Origin of the sequence: Microcoleus sp. Pol1C5 (assembly GCF_036701115.1) — a bacterium.
GTDB lineage: Bacteria > Cyanobacteriota > Cyanobacteriia > Cyanobacteriales > Microcoleaceae > Microcoleus.
The window spans coordinates 1-22181 of sequence record NZ_JAUBQE010000060.1 but is presented as its reverse complement, the minus strand read 5'-3'; the positions used below and the strand labels follow the sequence as shown (position 1 = coordinate 22181).

The following is a 22181-nucleotide window of genomic DNA, read 5'->3' as shown; positions in this document are numbered from 1 at the left end:
AAATCCTTATCCCGAACTCACGTGTATATACATGGAATCGGCTGTATCATGTAAGTGACAATGATACCCAGATAAAAAATTAAGCAGAAAAAGGCTATGGGATTTTCCGCACTGAAATTAGATGGGCGGCGGTAAAAAGGGGCTGGGTTGACCATAATAGCTAACGATAACTTGCTTTTTAGCCCGTGTAGCTGCAACATGCAAAAGCGAACGCTCTCTATTCAAAAACTGAGATCGAGAAGTATCGTCAGCGCAACTATCTAGTCCTCTTTTAAGTGGTAGCACTTCAGCAGTTAGAGCGGGTAATAGGATATAGTTAAACTGTAGACCCTTCACTCGATGCATAGTACCTAACCTGGCTCCTTCCTCTAAAGGATTGTCTGGCTGGTTCCGGCGAATTCGTTTTACAGGAAGTTCCATACTCTTCAGGGCAGTTTCGTACTGCTCTAACAAGCTAGTTGTGCGGAATGCGATACAGACCCCTGATAAAGATTGCTCGAGTGTTTGAATTTTTGTCAGAACTTGTTTTAAGTGGGCTAGTTCGTCTTCAAACCGGCTAAAGCTTTTGATAGTCGGTTCCTCCCCATGCATCAATGAACGATAGTCTTTGAGCGAGTCGTTACCACCATCTAAATCATCAATATCGATACCCTCAAGAATCTCTGTTGCCCACCTACGGATTTCATCTGTTGTTCTGTAGTTGAGGCGTAGTTTCCTCGATCGCCCTCGGATGTCAATTCCACAACGGCTGAGAGTCACAACCTTGCCATAAATTCGTTGGTGGGGATCGCCAACGATAAACAGGTCGTTGGGTTTTGGCTGACCCGTGATCGCTCGAAGTAAAGTAAATGCCGCTTCGCTTAAATCCTGGGCTTCATCCACAATTACTGCTTTGTAAGGTAATGCTGCTGCTCCCTTTGTAGCTATAATTTGAGCGACATCGCGCATAGCATCATCCGGTTCGCGCAATCCCTTCTCGCGCAAGAGGTTACGATATTCCTCAAAGACAGGCCAAATAGCCTGTCTTTGTTGACGGTTTAAACGAGTTCCTCGGCCATGACGACGAGCAACCAAATAATCCCGTAAGATTTGACAACCTTGGTTAAGGACGACGGTTTGCCATTCTTCTTGATAAAAACTTACCGGGAAACCTAGTTCAACTGGGGCGATTGTATATGCTTGTCGCCAAAATTCTTCTGTCTCGTCGCTATAGACAATTCGAGTTTCGACTCCTTCTTGTTTCAAGAATTCTGTGACCCAGGAATCGAGATTGACAACACGAATTCGACGCATGAGTTCTGGAGAACAAATAGATTTAAGGTTGGCTTCAATGTCTACTGCCAAGTTACGAGTAAAAGTAGTAAATAGAATACGATCGGTGAGTTCGGTGAAACGATTTTGTACCAGCCATCTGGCGCGATGCATCGCAACTACTGTTTTCCCGGTTCCGGCACCACCGAGAACTCGAACAGCGCCGTTCCAATTGCGCTCGACAAGTTTCCGTTGCGTTGGGTGCAGGAAAACGCGCCACTTCTCTAACGGAGCGGCCAACATTTCTTCCAGTTCGGTGTCATCGGTAATGACCATAAAACGACTAAGGCTGTCATCGTTTTGCAGCGCCGTTTCTAAATCTTCAGGGTCAACCGACTCCACTTCCTTAGGCTTCTCTAGCTGCCGAAAAACTTCATCTAGCTCATAGCCCGCTGCTAGCATCAGCAGAGCATCGCTGGCTTCGCGAGGCAAATGGGGTATCAGTCGATCGACTCCTTCATCGGTCGTTACCTGTCTCACGGCAGGAAGCAGAATTTCTGGGACACCAAGCTGCATTAATTGCCTGTCCGCGATCTGGTCAAATCGTCCCGGTTGCTGAGTCTTTTCCTGGCTGAGCTGTTCAGTTGTTGCCTCAACATCCTCAACGTCAATGATTTGCAACGCGCCAGATACTTCGTTGACCCGGCATACTTTGCGCCGTGCCCAGGTATAGGCATCATCATGCTTAGCAATCCACAGGAGAATGTAGACATTTCCAGAATCCGGTTTGAGAACGATCGCTCGATGCGCTTGGTCAACCCGAACAGACTTCATGTGTTTGTCCCGACTATCTTGGATTGATTCGTAGTTCAATCCTGAACGGGTGGGGTCTTGACGAAAGCGGTTGATGAACTCGGACACTTTGCTTTGAGCATTACGCGGCAAACGGCTGTAGGCATCAAAGAATTCATCTGAGATGGCAAGACGAAATGTATTCTGCAAAGTCATTTACGCATCTCCTTTCAGCTTGTTGCCAATAGTGTCCATAGATTGCAAGAAATCGTCGATCGCCCAGGCAGACCAACCGGCTGTAGTAAAGGCATCCTGGTCATCTTCTGTAAGGGTAACGGCAATTTTGTGGGAGACCCATGCCAGTTCTGCCATAGCAATCACCGTGTTGCGATCGCTTACCAGCTCATATCCAGCCTCTGGAAGCCACCAACCCTCCTGGCACATCTGGTCGATCACCGAAAGCAGCCGTTCATCTACCATAAGCTCCTGAATTTGCTCCCACTGCTCATCTTTTGCCGTCTTTTGCTCAGGTGGTTGCGTAGCAAACAATTTAGGCAGAAGTGGCTTCACCTCTCGATCCATACCCATCGTTGTTACCGCGTAACTATGGGGTAGGAACTGATAGAGATTGAATAGCCGTAAGGTTTCAACCCAGCTACTTCGCAGCATAACTTTATCCCCTTGGGGCGCGTCATCGAGCCGAAGTAGAACAAAGCTGCCAGTTGGATCGAATTTCTGGTGACGTTGGCGGTCGGTGGCACTCCACACCATAAGAACTGACGATACAGTGATTTCTCCAACCAGATTTTTGTTTGAAGACTTCCACAGGTCGATCGCATCTTGACTGGTACAAGATACTACTTTGTCAAACCACTGGTTTTGCCTGGTGGCATCAGTCGAAAGTTTTGGATTGGCTTGAACGACTGTCCTTAACAGTGCCCACCGTTGCCAATAGTCAGCATTTGGTTCAGACAGGTAGAACATGAGCCATTCAAAACTATCCAGGTCTTCCAGAGAACGCATTGAGGGACATTGGTATTGCTGATAAACCTGTTGCATCATCTGGGGGTTAAGTGGACTGATCAAGCCGTTGGGACGACTGACAGGTTTGTTTGGATCTATCTGAGCGGTCACATCATCCCAGGTGAGGGACCAGCACCAGAATTGACCGCTGCGGAGGATGGCTGTACGTTGCTGGAAGTCTTCACTGAGGCGCTCCTGATGATATTCCCATCCATCGGTGAAGATGACTACCGGACGACTGTTCATGCGGCTGGATGCTGGACGGATAATAAAGTCTGCTCGTGATGGAATTTCTACCCCATGTTTTTGAGTCAGGGAAACTTGCGTTTCGATCGTCCAGGACGCATCGCCAATTTTCAGATAATACCCAGCACGCCCATTGAGGATTTCTTTACGGAGTACAGGAGATGAACCGTTGTAGACTTTGCCGCTATAACGCCGAATTGCTTCAATAAAGCGGCGTTCCAGTTCACTCTCAAAGTTGCTGTTGAGGCGAATTGCAGATAAGCCCTCAGACGTTTCTGCCAAATCTGACCAGTGCTTTTCAATTGCTGACAACAACCGCACGGCTGTAAGGCGGCTGGTTTCATCCTGGTCAAAACTATTACGGTAGGCAAAGAGGCAGTTGTAACAACCGTCTTTACAGTCACAGGCACGCAGAACAGCCAGGGCACCCCTGAAAACATCCCGCAATTCCTCTGGATTGTGGATTAGTTGCCGCAAATAGCCTGTGCCACCGGGAATACTGTCAAACAGGTACAGGAAGGATTTTCGCAACGATGAGTTAGGTTGGGGTTCCTCGCTAATTACGGTATGAAGGTGATCTACCTTACCGCCAAATTTCCGCTTCAACCCAAGTTGCAGGGCAGCGATGAAGGAATGTAGCCCTTGGTGCGTCCAGAAATTCTCATCTGGCATGAGCAATCGGATTGCTTCAGATTCAAATTCGCGGTAGAGATACAATACATCCAAGGCTTTTGCCTGCTCTGCCTTGTCTCGCCACTGGCAGCTAATGGTGTGGTCTTTGGATTTATCGCCGTGCATTACTTTGCCACAACTGCGGCATACCCGAAAGCCCTGCGTGGTAAAGCGTCGTCCTGCCAGTTCTACGGTTTCTCCGATGGACAAGGATTCGCCTAAATTGACTTCCCGGAAACTGGTGCGACAGATATACTCAATGCCAAAGGGGAAGTCTTTGTCTTTGACGAGGAACGTTTTTTCCCGATACTCTGGCGCGAAGTCAACCAGCAGGTGACGCTGGAAGAAGGCGGTGTTGCGATCTTCGCTGTCATCTCCAAACCGACTCTGGCGATCGGATGTGCTTGCCATTACCTGACGCAGCCGCAACATCCGGCGTAGTCGCCCCTGATCGCTCCACATGGTATCGCCACAGCGAGGGCAGGCTTTTGTCTGTGCCTCTGGCTGAATTCCTCGGACTGCGTAGTTACAACTGCGGCAAATACGCCACTCTTCCGGTTCGGAGAGTTTGAGGTCGATCTGGTCAATTTTGACTCGCCTGCCCTCGGCATAAAACACACCACTGGGGACAAGTTCTCGGATAGCTAAGGCTCCGGGACGTTCATAAGTGAGCGTGAAGGTTTCGTATTTCTTGCCATCTTCGGACTCTGCCTGCGATCGCTGCCGCCAGAGAATCGATCGCAATGTCACCCCGGCTTCAGGAAAGGCATAGTTGGGCAACAATCCCTCATCGGTGAAGAAATTAAGGATGTGTTTGTCATTAAGGCTTCGCATCAGTTCTCGGAAGCCTGCCCGTTCGCGTTCTAGCTCTGCTAGTCGTTCGCTATCCTGCAAAGCTTCCGGTTCTGCCTTAAGTTCTTTGAGCTTTTTGCCGATGGTCCTGATTTGGCTACTGATACGGGTGCGCTCTTTCCTCACTCCTTCGAGTCGGTCGAGAATTCGCCAGCGTAAACCCCCCCCATCCTGTTCTCCCTGCTCCATGAACAGTTGTAACTGCTCCCGTGTTCGGTCTTTTACATAGTCCTCAAATAGAGACAGGAAAACCTCTAAAAATTCATTCTGGCGTTCCTGAATGAACGTGAGCCAATTGTAAGGAAAGCGGGATTCATCCTGGCGCTCGATCACGTTGAGAACGTCACTTAATTGGGTAGGGAATTCACGTTTGGTAATTCCTGTTGCCACCCAGTTATCGAGACAGAATGCAGTGAGTTGGCGTTGCAGAATAGCAGCGGCATCGAGATAACATCCGGCAGCTTCCACACTGCCTGAGATCATTCGCATCGGGTCAGCGTAGAAAAAGAGGTCGTGGGCGGTGCCATTTGCTACCGTTCCGACTAAGGCATTGCCATCGGTACGTCCGGCACGACCAACCCGCTGTTGAAAGTTGGCAGGAGCCGGAGGTACAGAACAAAGGAGAACCGTGGACAAGTCCCCAATGTTAATACCCATTTCCAGAGTGGAGGTGGCAGAGAGCAGATTTGGGTCACAGCGCCGATTGCCCTGAATAAACCGTTGTTCTAGCCATTCTCGGTTGGAACGAGCCAGAAGTCCCGTGTGTTCTGTTGCTACTATCCGCCGCACTTGACCACTGCGGTAAAGTTGACGGTAATATGCCAATCCAGTACGCGGGTCAGGGTGGTAGTGACCAATGCATCCAGTCTTCAGGCAGGTCATTCCCTCCAGACTTGTACGTTCGGCTACTGCCGCTGTTAGCTGGTGGCTACAGCGATCGCAGGCGAGGACGGTTCCTCCAGTCTCCAGGTGTAGGGCAGGCATGGGAATCCCCCAGGCGCGACCGTTACCGCAAACTTTAGCATCCAGCAGTCCGGCATCAACCAGCGTGTCGATTGCCGTATGCAGGATTTCAACAAACTGCTCTTTTAGCAGTAAAGTTTCCACCGCAAAAATCCGTCTTGTCCAATCTTCGCACCAGCTACTACTCTTACCCGATTGCAAGATAGGCTCGAAACGATCGGCTTTAGCAGAAGCATTGACATAGAAGCTTGGAGTAGGAATCCTTGGTCCCAGGCGCGGCATATAGAGGGGACGCTGCAATAGAAACGTATTACTACCCTGAGTAATGTATTGCTGGGTCGCTGGTTGTAGGATGCCGCCCTTTTGCCGCAAGTGGTGTAACAGCCCCAGAAGGAACTGACGAATCACATTGGCTGTAACTTGGCGGAGTGCGTCCACTTCATTCGCTAGCTTGAGGCGAAGGGTAGCGATCGCTTGTTCCAGCAACTCTGAACTAAAATAAGCCGCGCAGGTTCCACTACGTTCCAGCGAGGGACCAACTGCTGACCGATGTCCAAACTGAGTGACGATTTCCCAAATCAGACGTTGATTCACCAGATTAGGCAGTGTCGTGTCGGGGGACAAGTCGCTACTGTCGCTGTGCAAGAATTTATCCCACTCCCGCAACCACTCCAAATCGGTTGGAAGGAAAGTGGCGACGTAATTTCCGGCCGAACCAAGCTCCTGCCGCCAGTGGTTGGGAAACCGATCGACTAGGTTTTGGAGAGTAATGCTGCTGGGGTTGGCAGCGATGGTATGCGCGATCGCTGTTCGGAGTGTGGTGCGGTAGGTACGAGCACCGTAGAATCCAGCACGGTGGGCAGCATCTTGAACGGAGTCTGAGAACGTGAGCAGCTTTTTATCCCGGTTGAAGGGCGTAGTGAAGAGAACGCCAATCATGGCACTGGTGAGGCTAGCGGCTTGCGCTCCCAAAATAGACAGCCCATTGGTACTACCACAGAAGGGACAGTCACCACTGGAAGTTAGCGTTTTCTGTTCGTTGCGGTTTGTCTCATACACGATTTCGGGAACGTGAACTCGAATTAGGTCGGAATTGCCGCAGGACAAACACTGTTCAACTTTGGGAGCATTTAGGGTTAGGCATTGTCCGCAGAGTTTGCGAATATCGGGTTCGGTCTCATGGGCAGGAAATACAAACGTCAGCAGAGGCTTTCGCCCGAAGTATTCGCGGTAGAACCGTTGTAGATCGTTGGCAATTAGTTTATTTGCTCCCTGGGAGGGTCGTACTCCACCCCAACCCGTTGCGCCACAATCTCGGCAGTGCATGACAGGAAGGGTTTTTTTCAACTGCTCTGCGATCAGGTCATCAGAGAATAGTAATCGGGGTTGTGCCTCTACTGAGGCAACCATGCGTTTGAGTTCGCGAAACCATAGCTGCACTCGTAAATTAGCCCAAGGCAAAATCAGATCCGTTGCATTGGGGCGTTTGATGCGACGACGAGCAACTGCAACCAGGGTCAGCAAACTGTCGAGGAGCAAGTGAAGGTAATTGGCGCGATCGCGTTGTGGTTCTGTAGGAGAATTACTTTGTGGCAGATGCAGGCGTCTACCCAAAAGTTCTAGCAGTTCGGCGTAGGTGCGGGGTTCCTGTCTCAGAAGCCGGATCAGGTTGTGGATGATGGGCAATGTTTTGAGTTCTTCACCCAGTTGAATTCGCCACTCATCGCTTAGGGGAAGGTTAGGGTCGGGAGCATCGCGGAGTGTTAGCTGTTGGGGTGAAGAATCAATCAGAGGCAGGGATTGCTGCTCGAACGCTACTCCTATGGGATGCCCGACTTCAACAGGTGAATGGTCTTGGAGCCAAAGCTTTGCCTGTGTCCGAATGTAAGCTTCAGGACTGGTGTGGGATTCTGGGTTCAGTTGAGCGATTGCTTCTACCCCAGGAACGGGCAGCACGTTCAACAGCGCATCCTGCAAAAACTCAGCAGCCGTGAGGCGGTCTTCTTCAATTAAAGCTCCATCCTGAAAGGTTTCTTGAAAAATGATGGTGGCATAGTGGAGCATATCCTTCTGACTTGCATTACTTCCCAAGGTGGCGGAAGTACCTACACAGGCGAGGTAATTCAGAGGCGTTTTGAGGCGGTGTTTGAGGCGTCGTAGGAGGCAGGCAAGGTCGGTTCCTTGTGCCCCATCAAAGGTGTGGAATTCATCAACGACCACATAGCGCAAGGTTTCGGGTTGGTTATGGCTCCAAAGTTTCTGGGTATCGGGCTGTACCAACAGGTAATCGAGCATTTTGTAGTTGGTCAGCAGCAAATCTGGAGGCGACTCTCGGATAATGCGCTTGTCGGTAATGATTTTGTCGGAACCCATGACGGATGTAGGGGTTTCGTCCTGGTCGCCAATGTAGAGTCCGGCAGTAATTTTGCCTTGTAGAGATGGGGTATTATGAATCAGTTCGGCGATGCGTTTTGCCTGGTCGGTTGCCAGAGCATTCATCGGGTAAATCAGGATGGCTTTGATACCGAGTTCTCCTTGCTGCTGGCGACAATGCTCCAGAAGGGGCAATAGAAAACATTCGGTTTTACCCGATCCAGTTCCGGTGGCGATGAGGGCGGATTGGTAGTAGGGCGGACTTAGCCGCCGAAAGGCACGTTCTTGGTGCAGGTGGGGGGTGAAGCCAAGGGGAATCTCGCGGAAATAATCTGAACCGGAAGTTCCATGTCGGAAGGGCAACCCGATTGAAATATAGGGTCCCCGACAGATATTATCGGGGTCCGCTAGGAAGCGATCCATCAATCCTTCAAAGCCTGGGGTGGTCGGGCGGAAGGTGGTGTGGAGGTAGTCAGAAACGCAGTTGCGAACCTGAGTAGCGACGACGGATGGAATCACAGTGATTGCTTCCTAAAGTAAATCTGTTTGTTTCTTCAGCATCTTGATGAAGAAACAGATATCAATCTATCTCCCATTCAAGCTTGCTCTCTCTAAGAAGGCCCAGATATAGCAATCCTAAATCATTTGTGAATTCTTATTCCCTCCCCTTGGTAAGGGGAGGGTTGGGGTGGGGTAAAAAATTTACGACTCATTTAGGATTGCTATATTGCGATCTGGTAACAGTGTGAGGTGAGAAGAGTAAGCTTCGTAAACCCCGGTAAATGCAAATTTTCCCTGAATTATCAGACAAAAGATGCAATAGATGTGCTAGAACCGTGATTTCTCAAATTTACTGAATAAAAAATGCCAAAGTACAGCGTAGATGAAGTTCTGGGCATCATTCGATCTCTCACGCCAGAAGAAAAGAACCAATTGAAAGCTCAACTACACACTGTTTTAGATGCACCATCTCCCTCTACTGCTTCAGGGGGTCAACAGATGACGAGCACTGTGAGCGGCACCACGTTTGGGGATGGTAATAATGCCCTTAACTTCCAACCTGGCCAGAACCAGGGTGGAAACTACACTGCTTCCACGACTTTTAACCAGACATTGACTCACAAGCAGGAGATTCTGAGTGCCTTAGAGAAGTTGCAGCAGGCAATTAGCAACAGTGAGATCGATTCTCTCAGGAAAGCAGGCGCAGAGGCTCAAGTTGAGCAGCTCAAAGAGGAATTGAAGAAGCCGGAACCTGACAAGGGGTTAGTTGCTCAGACAATCGCTACCCTCAAGCAGGGCTTGGAAGGGGTACAGACTTTGGCTGGACCAACGATAGCAGTGGCAAAACTGATTGCTAATGCTTGGGGAATTCCGGTGGTATGAACCAGGAAGCTTTAGGTAATCCATACCAAGATATGAGCAACGTTGTCAGCAACGTTACGTTTGGGGATGGAGTTAATACTTTTAATTTCTCTCCGACACAGGTTATTCAATATGTGTCAGTGGAGGAGATTAAGACTCGCACGCTGAATCAGACTTCCCCTTACAAGGGGTTGAAGAAGTTTGAGCCTGGAGACTCGGAACATTTTTTTGGTCGAGATCAGTTAATCCTCAGCCTGATGCAGGATGTAACTCAGAGCAATCTGATTCTACTGCTCGGAGCTTCAGGAAGTGGAAAATCATCAGTGATTCAGGCTGGATTGATTCCCAGGCTAAGAAAAAGTCTTGGCACGAAGTTTACAGAGTTAATCTTCAAGCCTGATCGAGACCCATTCATCTCTTTGTTTTCTGCCCTGCTCACAAAAGGTCGTAGCCAGACGGAGGCTGGACTGGCTTTAGCAAGTGAGGTCAATACCTTAAGCCAAGTTGTGACAACACTGCAACGGGAAGAGGAGTACTGGTTCATCTACATCGACCAGTTTGAAGAACTCTTTACGATTAGTGAGCCAGGAAAGCGCGATCGCTTCATTGAGAGTCTGACTCGACTGTACCAGACTTTGCATGAGTCTCAGATCCGCTCTGTCAAAATCGTAATGACAATGCGGGCTGACTTTCTAGACCGTTTCAGTCCCTATGCAGATCTGGGTCGGATTACGCATGGCAATATGCGTTTGATCACTGATATGCATCGGGATGAGTTGTGGCTGGCAATCGAGCAACCTGCTGCCCAGCATGGTGTGGTATTTGAGGAAGGATTAGTTGAGGAGATTATCAAAGATGTGCAGGGACAGGCAGGGTTTTTACCCTTGCTGCAATATACCTTGGAACTGCTATGGCGTAACGATGATGTTAGCGATCGAACGCTCAATAAGTCAACTTATCGCAATCTGGGCGGGGTGAGAGGAGCACTCCAGAAGAGAGTAGAGCAAGTATTTAATAGTTTGAGTGCTGATGAGCAGGCAGCTGCAAAAAACATCTTTTTGAATCTAGTCAATGTTACTGGTGTTGGGGACGCTGATACGTTTGGGAGAGCAGTTAGTAAGAGGGCTTATCGCTCTCAGTTCACTGACTTTATAGCAATCAGTACGCTTACTAGGCTAGTCAACGAGAATCTTTTGGTTAGCGACGATAAAGACCAAAGCAAGCAATCCACCGTCGAGATTGCTCATGAAGCCTTGCTCTCGTCTTGGGATACGTTGAAACAGTGGATTGAAGAAGCAAAGGATGTCCTCGCTATCAAGTCTCGATTGGCGGAGGATATGGCACGATGGAAAGACTTGCTGCAAAAAGATAAGGACAGAGCCAATGAGGAACTGCTTACAGGTTCCCGGTTAGAGCGAATATTAGAACTGAGAGATGAAGGTATTTTTGAATTGAGGTCTATCCCTCTCAATCTTGAGGAAAATCAATTTATTGACGCCAGTGTTGACTGGAGAGACCGGATTGTCCGAGAGCAGCAAGAACAGCTTATAAAATTAGAGCGGGCGCTCACTGAGGCTACTCTGCGAGAACAATCGGCAAGAGTGCGACATTTAGCATCTTTTCAACCAGTGGATAGTCTACTTCTGGCTATTCAGTTAACAGGGAAGAATTTAGAAAAAATACCAGAGCAACTCCTCAATCAAGTTTCAGAAGGTCTACAAAACTCAATGAACGAGGCGTGCGTACCATATCGTACCCATCGTTGGGGACGCAGTGTTTGGTCAGTAGCTTTCAGTCCTGATGGTCAAATAATCGTTGGTGCTCGTGATGACAATGTTTTACGATTGTCTGATTTGCGAGGGAACTTGATTGGGAATTACTTTGAGGGACATCAGATGCCAGTCTACTCAGTAGCTTTCAGTCCTGACGGAAAGATGATTGTCAGTGGTAGTGCAGATGACACCATCCTATTATGGGACTTGGAGGGAAATCCAATTGGTGACCCATTTCAAGGGCATGAGGGTACAGTTTCTTCAGTAGCTTTCAGCCCTAATGGTCAAATTATTGTCAGTGGTAGCAATGACCGCACTATTCGTCTGTGGGATTTGCAAGGCAACTTGATTGAGAAGCCATTTCAAGGACATGAAGATGCAGTTTCTTCAGTAGCCTTCAGCCCTAATGGTCAAATCATTGTCAGTGGTAGCAATGACCGCACTATTCGTCTGTGGGATTTGCAAGGCAACTTGATTGAGGAGCCATTTCAAGGGCATAAGGATGAAGTTTCTTCAGTAGCTTTCAGCCCCAATGGTCAAATCATTGTCAGTGGTAGCCATGATCGTACTGTTCGTCTGTGGGATTTGCAAGGCAACTTGATTGAGGAGCCATTTCAAGGGCATGAGGATGCAGTTTCTTCAGTTGCTTTCAGCCCCAATGGTCAAATCATTGCCAGTGGTAGCCGTGATTGTACTGTTCGTTTGTGGGATTTGCAAGGCAATTTAATTGGTCAACCTTTCCAGGGGCATGAAAGAGCAATTACTTCAGTAGCCTTCAGCCCTAATGGTCAAATCATTGCCAGTGGCAGCCATGATTGCACAGTCCGTCTGTGGGATCTGCAAGGCAATTTAATTGGTCAACCCTTTCAAGAGGATAAGCATCATGTTAATTCAGTGGACTTTAGTCCTGATGGAAAAGTGATTGCTATTGGTTGTTCAACTTCAATTGTGCATTTACGAGATTTACAAGGAAATTCAATTGGTACATCCTTCAGCATATATCGGAATCTAGTCATTTCATTCTCCTTCTACTCAGTAGCCTTTAGTCCTGATGGGCAAACTCTTGTCAGTGGTAATGCAGACGGTACAGTACGTTTATGGGATTTGCAGGGGAAGCCCGTTGGTCTAACCTTTCAAGGGCATGAAAGTGGAGTTCCATCGGTAAATTTCAGTCCAGATGGTCAGATAATCGTCAGTGGTAGCAAGGATGGTACAGTACGTCTGTGGGATCGACAGGGTAACCCTATTGGTCAGACCTTCCGAGGGCATGAAGATGAAGTTTGGTCAGTAGATTTCAGTCCAGATGGTCAAATAATCGTCAGCGGTAGTAAGGATGGTACGATACGTCTATGGCGGGCAGGCTGGCGAACACGGCTACAAGTCTGTTGTGACAGATTGCGGCATCATTCCATCTTCAGCAACCCTAAGAAAGGCAGTATTGAGGCAGCAGCATATCAAACTTGTCAGCTACATGCTTGGAACGCCTTGGCAGATGAGCTAACTCAGCAAGGACTGGCAAAGATAAAAGAAAGGGATTTTAAGGTAGCAATTGAGATTTTGAATCAAGCAATTGAATTTAACCCTGACCATATTGAGGCTTACCATAATCGCGCAGTTGCTTACATCCAAAAAGCAGACTATCAGAACGCAGTTCAGGATTGTGACCGGGCGATTGGATTGATTCAGAATTGTTCAGTAGCTTTAATTTCTGCACTCCTGGCTACCCTAAAGCAGTTGAAGCGATTTACACGCAGAGGATTCCATGATTCCACTTCAGATCGTGCTTCAGACCTTGCTTTGGTACTCCTGTTCTTATTCAGCAAACCCAATTACGCCGATCTCCACTACAAGCGGGGAGGTTGTCGTTTGAAGTTGGGTGATAAGCAGTCAGCTAAAGCAGATTGGCAAAAGGCTGCTGATTTGTATAGAAAGCAAGGGCAGCTTGCCAAAACCGAGAAGATTTTGGAGTACCTAAGAAAAATTCACTAGCAAATCACTTCTTAAACGAAAGGAACCATAGATGCGTTTTCGATTGTACCAACCTGTTTCAAGGAGCAGATAACGATCGTGCTCCTGATCGAAGATTAGTTCTTGTTGAATGCCGTCTTCCTGCCCCAAAAAGGCTGCATAGTCTTCCAGAATTTTTTGGATAATCTGACGATACTTTTCTTTTAGGGAATCCATTGGATAATTGCCTCCTGTTCGGCGTTGAAGGTAATTAGTCTGCTCCTAATGCTTCAAAATACGCCCACGCAGTTCGGTAGTCGCTCACTCTGTCGAACTTTTCAAAGGGAGCCTCATAGATAATCGTTCGTTGGATGGAACCGTTGGGTAGGGTGTCGTCTTCTATGGTGAGTTCGACTCGTTCTTGTTTGGCGACTTGCTTTTGGGCGTCGTAGACATCTTCCCAACCGATGATGCCTTTCTTGGCATTGCCTTTGCGGGGGAGCCCAACCCCGACGAGTCCTTTGCTGGTGGTGAAGATGATGCGTCCGTTTTTGTCGTAGTAAGTTTCCCGTTCGTATTGCTGCATGACGGGGAATTGGACGCGGTAGATGGTGATAAGTTCGTCGAGAGTGAGCCCAAGTGCCATCGCAGCGAGTACGTCAATTTCGACGAGGGCTTGGCGGCGGGCGTAGTCAGTACGGAGGGCGCAGTTGCGCTGCCATTGGGGGGTGAGGTTGCGGAAGAAGTTGCGATCAAGGCGTGGATCGTTGGGTTTGCTCCAGGTGTCTTGGTGGAAGGCGGGGTTCCAGCAGTCTGACCAGAGTTCGGCGTAGTGCGTAGTGAGGCAGTTGAGGGCAAGGGTTCGAGGATTTGCTGCTAGGGCTAGTTTTGGAAGAGGTAGAAGAGCTGCAAGTCCCTCTCGAATGTTACTTTTGCCAGTAGTTTTTATAAAAAAGTCTAGGGGTAGTGAAGCTAATAAAGCTCCGGCTGTAAGTAAGTCATCATTTTTCTTGAACATTAAAGAAAAACAACCATCAATATGACCACTATCTTTAGGAATAATTGCGCTAACTAGCGTGCGTTCGCCACCTTGACCAAGCATTTTTCGCATAGTAACGCGATAGAAATTAGATACAAGTTGATGAGCATCCCAGCTCACATGAGGTATGCGACGTTTATATTCAGTAGGATCGCCATCAGGCAGATAGTTAGTGCGGGGCAGATAATTATCTGGTAAAGCAGTCAGGTCAAGAACATCATAGTGACTATTAGCAGTACAAATTTGACGAGGAGTTTTGTTGAGTGGATTACCTATATAGAAATGAGGTCCCGAAAAAATCAAACTATTTCCCGAAGATGGAAATAATGTATCTCTTCGTAATATACCATCTCTTTTTACCGCATCTGTCTCATAAAACATAACAGTTGCATAATAATCTTTACCTAAATCAACCAATTTTCGAGGTTGTTTGGCAAACTTCTTAAGAACAGGAACCAAAGATTCAACGTGTATACATGGTAGGCGTGCTTCTAAAGGATTTGTTCCAGCTTCGTCATACAGACTTGCAAAAAGCTTTAAGATTTCCAAGTCAACTTTTATTCTCCGGTCAGGATGGCCACTTGTATTCCATTTACCTGAATTATCTTTTATTCCCGGTATTTCTAGCACTGATGTAATTTCAAAACACGCATCTACTGTTTTGGGTGAAAAGAGATTGCTAATACTAATAAATGAAAAATTATCCTCAATTGCTCCATAAATATGTAGCCCAAATCTCATACGACCATGATCGTTAGTTCCACTAAATAAAGCGAACTCATTTTGAAATTGAAAATGATAACGAAGCCGAGAATATAACTTAGAACGTAAAAAATTACCCGTTGGATCGTCATAAACACCTTCAGGATGCAAAAACCCCGATACTCCCCTATTTTTATTAAACATCCAAGCTTGTGGTAAAAAGCATTTGTAAACATTAGGTTGGTTACCTTTAAGGAGCAGATAGTTTTGAATCGAACCAAGAAAATTTTGTGTTCCTTCCGCATCTTCGTACTCCTGCAAATATGCCTTCCATAACCCTGGATATTGCTTAAATGCTGCATCCCGCTCCTGCGCCAGCTTACTTGCCGATAAATTCCGTAGTACTACTAAGGGATTGTAATCACTCAAAACACCACCCTCTGTCCATTCCACCTTAATCCAGGGAGGATTACCCACCATCAAATCAAACCCACCTTGTTCTAGGAAGACATCCGCAAACTCCAATTCCCAATGGAAAAAGTGTTGCTGCTCCGCAATTTCTTTCACCAGTTGCAACCGGGGATAGAACAGCTTCAGCTTATCCAAATCAACAAAACCCCAAGTAGTAAGAAACAGTGTTCCCTGCTCTTGCTCCTGCGTTTCGGGGAATAGTTGCAACTGCTTTGCTGCTGGGGCTAACATCTCCGTTTCCCCCAAAATTGCCCCCACCTCTTGCAGAAACTCCTCCCGTGTTGGCAACTGCTCCGCCTCTGAAATCGACCAGAACCAAAGCGCACACCAGTAATCCATCACCAGCTTCAGCCTGCGATAAGCACTGGCATTTGCCACACCTTCTGAAAGCTTTTCTTGCAGGTGAATTTTCTCCTTTTGTTCCAAGAGACTGTGGTGATGCCCATTTGCCTTCTGCCCCCACACCACAAGTGGGTCAGTCGTGCGCTCCCGAATCTTTGCCATCTCTTTCGCATAGGATTCCCACAACTCATGCATCCGATGGCTCAACCGAATCGCATAATCCGCCTGTTCTGCCGTGAGTTCTGTCTTAGCAAAGCCTTTCTGCCACTCGCCAATCTGCCGGATTGCCTCCGGTTCCATCTCCTTAATTACCCTATCGGTGTAATTTGCCATCCCCGGATCGCCCAGCAAGAAATGAAAGATGGCATCCTTCGGTAACGCCTGACCCAACGGAATCCGCTCCGGTTCAGACTCATGCCACTTCGCCACTCCCTTCTTCAATCCCGTCACCTGCTTGCACCGATACACCTGCCGCCGCGCTCCAATCAGCGAATTCCCACAATGCAACTGCAACCCAAACCAAGGCACAAACACGTCGCCCTCAACGATGCTTGTCCAGGTTTGCCCCCGCTCATTGGTTTCCTCAATCTCCTGGCGGTCGCGAAAAATGCAGTTCAGCCACAGTGACACCTCCGCCAACTCCCTGGCGATTGGGTTTTTGTCAATCCCATACACATTCCGATCCGCCAGCAGCATCTTCACCTTCTGCTTTTCCAGGGTGATGCGATCGTGAGAAATCCGCTGATTCAATTCATCTTGCTTGCGCTCCAGATATGCCTCTGCCAGTTGGTCGATCGCCTCATTTACAAAGGCAGCACTCCCCATCGCAGGCTCACAAATCGTCAGCTTCAAGATGTCATCAGCCGTCTTGTCCTTCAGCAATTCCTTCAGCGCATACTTCACCAAACACTGCGTCAGCGATTGCGGTGTATAGTAGCTGGCACTCTTTTGGCGATCGCGCCCCGCCAACCGGAAGATAAACTTGCCCTTGGGATGCTTTCGGACCTTTCCCCGCTTTCGTGCCTGGTCTTCCTCAAGTTCAACCTCGTCATCCTCCGGGTCATGCAGCATTGTCTGGTAGATGCGATCGCTTTCCTTTTCTCTGACTAACTCCTCTGGTTTAAACTCATCTAACCGAGATGCCGGGACAAAGTAGCCGACTTCCAAATCTGAGCGATCGTCCGGTTCACTGGCCGGCTTCACCTCATACAAATCCTCTTCTGCCAGAAACGCCGACAGGCTCAACAAGCCCTCATAGACTTCGCCAAGCTGGTTCACCCCAAGTTGAGCATAGCTAATGCGCCCCCGCCGCTGCTTGCCCTTCGCTCTCGACAGTGACATCAACTCCAACACCTGCCGCAACACTTCATTGCGGAACTTTACCTTGTTCAACATTCGCGTGCGATCGGGGTCAAATAAGTGACTTTTCAGCGCAGGCAACCGGAACGTATTGTGAACAACCTCCTCCTGGATACTCTGAAGATCCAATTGGATCGAATTTTGACTGGGATACCCCTCCCACAGCAGCTTGAACAACCGTCGAATCGAGGTATCGATGAAATAGCCATTCTCATCTTCACTGCTGAGCAATTCCGCCTGCTCCAAATCCCGCAAGGTTTCCAGGCTGTAACCTTCCCGGTAAACCTCAGAACCCATTGGCACATAACCCAACTCGGGTCGTGCTTCAATGTAGAAAACAAATAGCAGCCGATAGACCCAGCGCAAACACTCCTGCTTCAACCGATCCGGGTCAATTTCTCGCTCACCCCGCTCTCGCTGCGCCTCACTGGAAAACACCCGCTGCTTGCTCACTTCCCGCCGATAGTACAACGCCTCATTGCCCAACAACTCGATCGCTTCTCTGAGGGCAAACTTGAGGTCTTCTGAAACACTGTAAGTATGGCGATGGCTATTCTCATCCAACTCATCCAGCAGCGCACTTCCTTCCGTGGGACAGGTATGCTCTCGATGCAACAGCGTTGCCACTGCTAAGAGGGAATCCGGGTCGCGTTCGTTGAGTAACTCCTGAAGGTCAAACCGCAACAGCCGAGAGGCATTCCACTTGTGGCGATCGACCAGCACCATCTGGTTAATGCTGAGCAGAATCACCCATCGAGGTGGATTATCCTGGGCAAACACCTGTTCCGTCAGCAAGTCTTCCAGGTTCATGCCCTCCAAGCGCTCACCCTCAATTGTGGGCAAGCCTTCATACTGCTGAGCATCCAACGTCAGTGAAAGAATATCCGTTAGTTCGGATGTAGGGTTAAAGCCTTCGATCGCCCAGAGTTGCGGCATCCCGTTACTGCCGGTCACTTCCGCTACCACAGGCAATAGGCTGTCATCGTCCAACAGCTTGAGCTGCGGTTGCCAGTCATAGCCCAGAATTGCCAACACTTGCCGGAAAAACTCGCGCTGAAGCGTCAGTTGTTCTTCGGCATCACGAGTGCGTTCCAGGCGGTACTCGCGCAAGCGAAAATAGTCCTGCCGCAAACCCCCCAACAGGCGATCGGGTGTTTTCTCATCCTCAGTCGCCTTTTCCTTCCATTGCTGCACGACTCCCTTCAAGTCTTCCTTGAGAATGGCATCCAAGTAGTGAGCTGAGTAGAACTCATTTTCGTTAGCAATTCCGGCTATAGGCATTAGCCATTCCTCCTGAAGACAGCAACAATCTTGATGTATGGATCGGGTTCCGTCGTCATCGACAACTCTACCCAATCTCGATAGTCCTTGAAAATCTTTTCAATGTGACTTAGTTCTCCCTGTCGTCGCTGCTGCTTAATGGCTTCGGGTCGCTTGTCATCTTCAAAGCGCAGCTCCAATTGTTCAATATGGTATCCTTTCAACCGTTCCAACCGTTCCTGTTGTTCCTTCAGTTTGGGCGCGAGGGTTGTGTCAAAGAGCTGACGTTCTTTCTGCAAGTAGGTCATCGCTTTTGCGATCGCCTGCGTTCTTAACGGTAACAAATCGTCAACTTCAGCCGCACCAGGGTTAGGAATGGGACGTTGCCCCAGCTCTGTACGCTGCACTGTGTCTGAAAACAGCTCGACCCGGATGAATTTTCCCCGCTCAAAAACCACAGATACCCAGCGATTAATCACCGGAGAACCGCGACGGTTGGGGAAGCTGCCAAACAGCACGAATGTCACTTCCTGAGATGCCATGCCGTCATGCAGGAGTAAAACTGGAGCCTGATGCCGCCCAAACCGGAACAGGCAGCGATCGGTTAGCCACTCCATCAGTGGATGCAAATCCCACAAGTACTGCTTACTCGTCCAGGTTGCTTCCTGGCGACGTGCGTCCTCCATCGCTTTCATGATAGTCTGAGGGCGATCGCTTAGGTGCAGCAAGGCATTGTTTTGGGGGCGAATCTCACGCGGCAAGCGATCGTAGCGACGTTCCAGTTCGGCTGGAAGCTGTAGCTCAATGAAGCGCTCCGTTTCGTTGATGTTCAGGTTGGGAGGGAGTTTTTCTAGGGATTGCAGAGCAGCGATCGCATATTGGAAGGTGGATGGAAACAGGCTCAATAGGGTTCCTTCTTCAACCGTTACCTGATCGTCTATTCCCTCAGCGCTTTCCTCAACTTCATCGGGATTGTCATACCAGTCGAAGATGTTAAACTCTCCACCAGTAGCTGCATTTTCATCTAATTGTTGAGAAAATGCCTCGGCTGAGGTTCCCTCTTCAATAACTCTAGCGATGACTTCCTCCTCGGCTTCTGCCTCAAACACTCCCATAAACACAGAGGGGTCGCCAATATTTTTGATTGCCTGCTCATCCTTATCCAGCAGCACTTTCACAATCCGCTCGACCTCATCCATGCGCTCCAGTTGAGAGCGGGTCAACATATAGCGAATCTCCGGCTGACGGTTCTGCCCGTAGCGATCGATGCGTCCGTTACGCTGCTGCAACGTCATTAACGACCAGGGGATATCAAAGTGAATCAGTTTGTGGCTCAGGTAGTGCAGGTTCAGCCCCTCTGATGCCACTTCCGTGGCAATCAGAATGCGAACTTTAGCGTTTTCCTGCCCGAATTCCTCCACAATACGGGTTTGATCGAAATCCGGCATCCCACCATCTAACACGCTGACTGCTTCCGGCTTCAACCCCAGATCCTTCACTAACTGCTCTTTCAAAAACCGCAGCGTTTCTAACCGCCCACTGAAAATGACCAGTCTATCTTTGGCATCTCGACCCGTCCAGCCAAAGTCCTTCTGAATCAGCTTGAGCAACCGCTGGTACTTGGAGAAATCTTCTACCCTGACTCGCACTAGAGCTTGTTTCAAGTCTTCTAGTTCACCAATGTCATGTCGATCCGCCTCATCAGCATCCTCTCTCTTCGTTAACCGTTTCAGCCGATTCGTGACCGTCTCCAAACAAGCGGCAGGGCTAGAGAGCATCGCTTTGAGTAGCGTGGTTTTGAAAAGCTGCCCTGCCTTACGCCGACTGTCGATACTATGCAGCTTCAGTTCGTTGAGAATCTCAAAGACATCCTCTTCAGCCGGCGATGCTTGAGCCTCGATCGCTTCTACATTCCTCTCCGGCACATGCTGCTTCAGATCCTGGAGTACGTCCTTCTTGAAGCGTCGCACATACAAATCGCGAATGTCATCTTTGGTATAGTTAGACTCATTCACGATCGCTGTCGGGTCGAGCATATTCATCAAACTGGCGAAGCTCTCCGGGCGACCATCATGCGGTGTAGCCGATAGCAGAATCAAAGTATCAGAACGAGTCGATAGCCGCTCCGCCAGCTTTGCCCGTTGGGACGCTCCTTGTCCTTTGCCACGACGAGCAACGTTGTGAGCTTCGTCAATAATGATAATGTCCCAGTACGCCCGCTCCAGAAAGCTGCGATATTCCCGGTCTTGCTTGAGCGTGTCAATGGAAATGATCGAGCGATCGTAGTAATGGAAGGGGTTGTGATTACCTGGAATTCGAGTCCGAATCCGTTGCAGTTGCATCGAATCAAGCCGAACCAAGGGAATTGTAAACCGAATCCAGAACTCCTTCTGAAACTGCACCATCATCGATTTGGTCGTGACGACCAAGATGCGTCGCCCTTGCCCCCGACGAATGAGTTCAGACACCAAAATTCCACACTCTAGCGTCTTCCCCAGCCCTACGGCATCAGCGATCAAAATCCGTTGCCTTGGCATCTGTAGGGCTTTGCTAGCGGGCAACAGTTGATAGTTCATTACATCCATTGCTGCCTGTTGCCCCAAGTAAATTCGGCGATCGTCTGGAACAGTTTGTCGCAGATGGGATTCGATAAACAAGAGACTATGCTTGTATCCAGAGGATGTATCGGCGATTAATTCAGTCTCTTCTGGACGTAGGACTTGCAGATCATCTTCCAGATTTTCAATAAATTGTGCGGTCCGTCCTCGGATGAATTCTGAGACACCAACGGCTTTGATAACCCGACTGCCATCAGAAGATTGAGTCGTAGACTTTACCAGCCATTCAGCATCTCGACAAAGGATACGCGCACCAGGAGCGATCGTTCTCAGCATATCGTCATCTTGCCACTACAAAGCACAATTCCCAACTTCTAAATCCTGATTTTACGTTTTTAACACAGCTCTTATTTTTGGGGGCTCTTCCCTACTTAGTATGCTAAATCTTTAGGAAAATGCCAAAAAAGTAAAGCCCGCATTTCAAAATTTTATAATTATTCAGGTCACAATCAGGATTTTTTCGAGATTGCATTAAAGCTAAATCCACCAAAACTTCAAGCCAGATTTAATGTAACCTCGGAATCATGCAAACAAGACCAGATTAAATGCAATCAACCTCCAAGAGTACCTCAAGGCTGAGTTTACTTAATAATTACCCCCAGTGACTGTGGGCTACTGGTCTATGGTCACACAAGTAGGTGGTGACGCTTGTACAGCAACTGTTTAGCTTTTTCCTAAGTAAATAGGGATAAAAGAGCCCGGATTATCACCATTAGGCTATCCAGGCTTTTCTATTTAGCTAGATCCACAATGAGTGAGGAAGAGCCGGGTGCACTGGGATGGCAGTAAGACTATGCAGTGCTTGTTTCGATTCAGTTAGTTTCCCTAACCAGTGAGGATTTTGTTTTCGTTTAAACCGGCGTAGAAACCTGTACTGATTTCGTAAAAAAAAACTTCTCTGTTTAAGTCTTGGCTGAGTTCAGTTGCTACTTTTTCCAGGGTTAATTGGGTGGATTGAGGACTGGGAGTCGATCGCGCAGACAAGGCAAAAACCTGCTGTCTCAACTCTGAGGGTTCTAGGGGACTGATGAGTTCCCAGGTACAGAAACCACCTTTCAGCCATTTGTGACAAGTTAAGAAAAAGTGCAAATTGTCAAGGGGGTACAAAAAAAAATGTAAAATAGGCTGAACATCTAT

8 protein-coding genes are annotated in these 22181 nt (G+C 48.5%); 2 read left to right on the top strand and 6 right to left on the bottom strand.

Annotation, left to right across the window (positions count from 1 at the left end; translation table 11 throughout):
* Nucleotides 1-117: 117 nt before the first annotated feature.
* Nucleotides 118-2259 carry a UvrD-helicase domain-containing protein gene (locus QUA23_RS26205; RefSeq protein ID WP_333078714.1) on the bottom strand — a complete coding sequence of 714 codons (2142 nt, stop codon included), beginning with the start codon at nucleotides 2257-2259 and terminating at the stop codon, nucleotides 118-120.
* Nucleotides 2260-8691 carry a DEAD/DEAH box helicase gene (locus tag QUA23_RS26200; RefSeq protein ID WP_333078713.1) on the bottom strand — a complete coding sequence of 2144 codons (6432 nt, stop codon included), beginning with the start codon at nucleotides 8689-8691 and terminating at the stop codon, nucleotides 2260-2262.
* Nucleotides 8692-9036: 345 nt separating this feature from the next.
* Between QUA23_RS26200 and QUA23_RS26195 the strand changes: the two genes are divergently transcribed.
* Together QUA23_RS26195 and QUA23_RS26190 are read left to right on the top strand one after the other, a co-directional pair.
* Complete coding sequence (locus tag QUA23_RS26195) at nucleotides 9037-9555, top strand: hypothetical protein (protein ID WP_333078712.1); 519 nt, start codon at nucleotides 9037-9039, stop codon at nucleotides 9553-9555.
* Nucleotides 9552-13295, top strand: coding sequence for an nSTAND1 domain-containing NTPase (locus tag QUA23_RS26190; protein WP_333110588.1), 3744 nt, complete (start codon nucleotides 9552-9554; stop codon nucleotides 13293-13295). Before QUA23_RS26195 ends, QUA23_RS26190 begins: the two co-directional genes overlap by 4 nt.
* Here the strand turns inward: QUA23_RS26190 and QUA23_RS26185 are convergent.
* From QUA23_RS26185 to QUA23_RS26170, 4 genes are all read right to left on the bottom strand, one after another.
* On the bottom strand, nucleotides 13278-13490 hold the full coding sequence (locus tag QUA23_RS26185; protein WP_333078710.1) for an element excision factor XisI family protein: 213 nt from the start codon (nucleotides 13488-13490) through the stop codon (nucleotides 13278-13280). The two genes, QUA23_RS26190 and QUA23_RS26185, sit on opposite strands and share 18 nt — an antisense overlap.
* A 34-nt stretch (nucleotides 13491-13524) precedes the next feature.
* Nucleotides 13525-18447, bottom strand: a complete 4923-nt coding sequence (locus tag QUA23_RS26180) for an Eco57I restriction-modification methylase domain-containing protein (protein WP_333078709.1) — start codon at nucleotides 18445-18447, stop codon at nucleotides 13525-13527.
* Nucleotides 18447-21320, bottom strand: a complete 2874-nt coding sequence (locus tag QUA23_RS26175) for a DEAD/DEAH box helicase (protein WP_333078708.1) — start codon at nucleotides 21318-21320, stop codon at nucleotides 18447-18449. The genes QUA23_RS26180 and QUA23_RS26175 overlap by 1 nt, the downstream gene beginning before the upstream one ends.
* 549 nt (nucleotides 21321-21869) lie before the next feature.
* On the bottom strand, nucleotides 21870-22181 hold a 312-nt coding region (locus tag QUA23_RS26170), incomplete at its 5' end, for a DUF790 family protein (protein WP_333078707.1).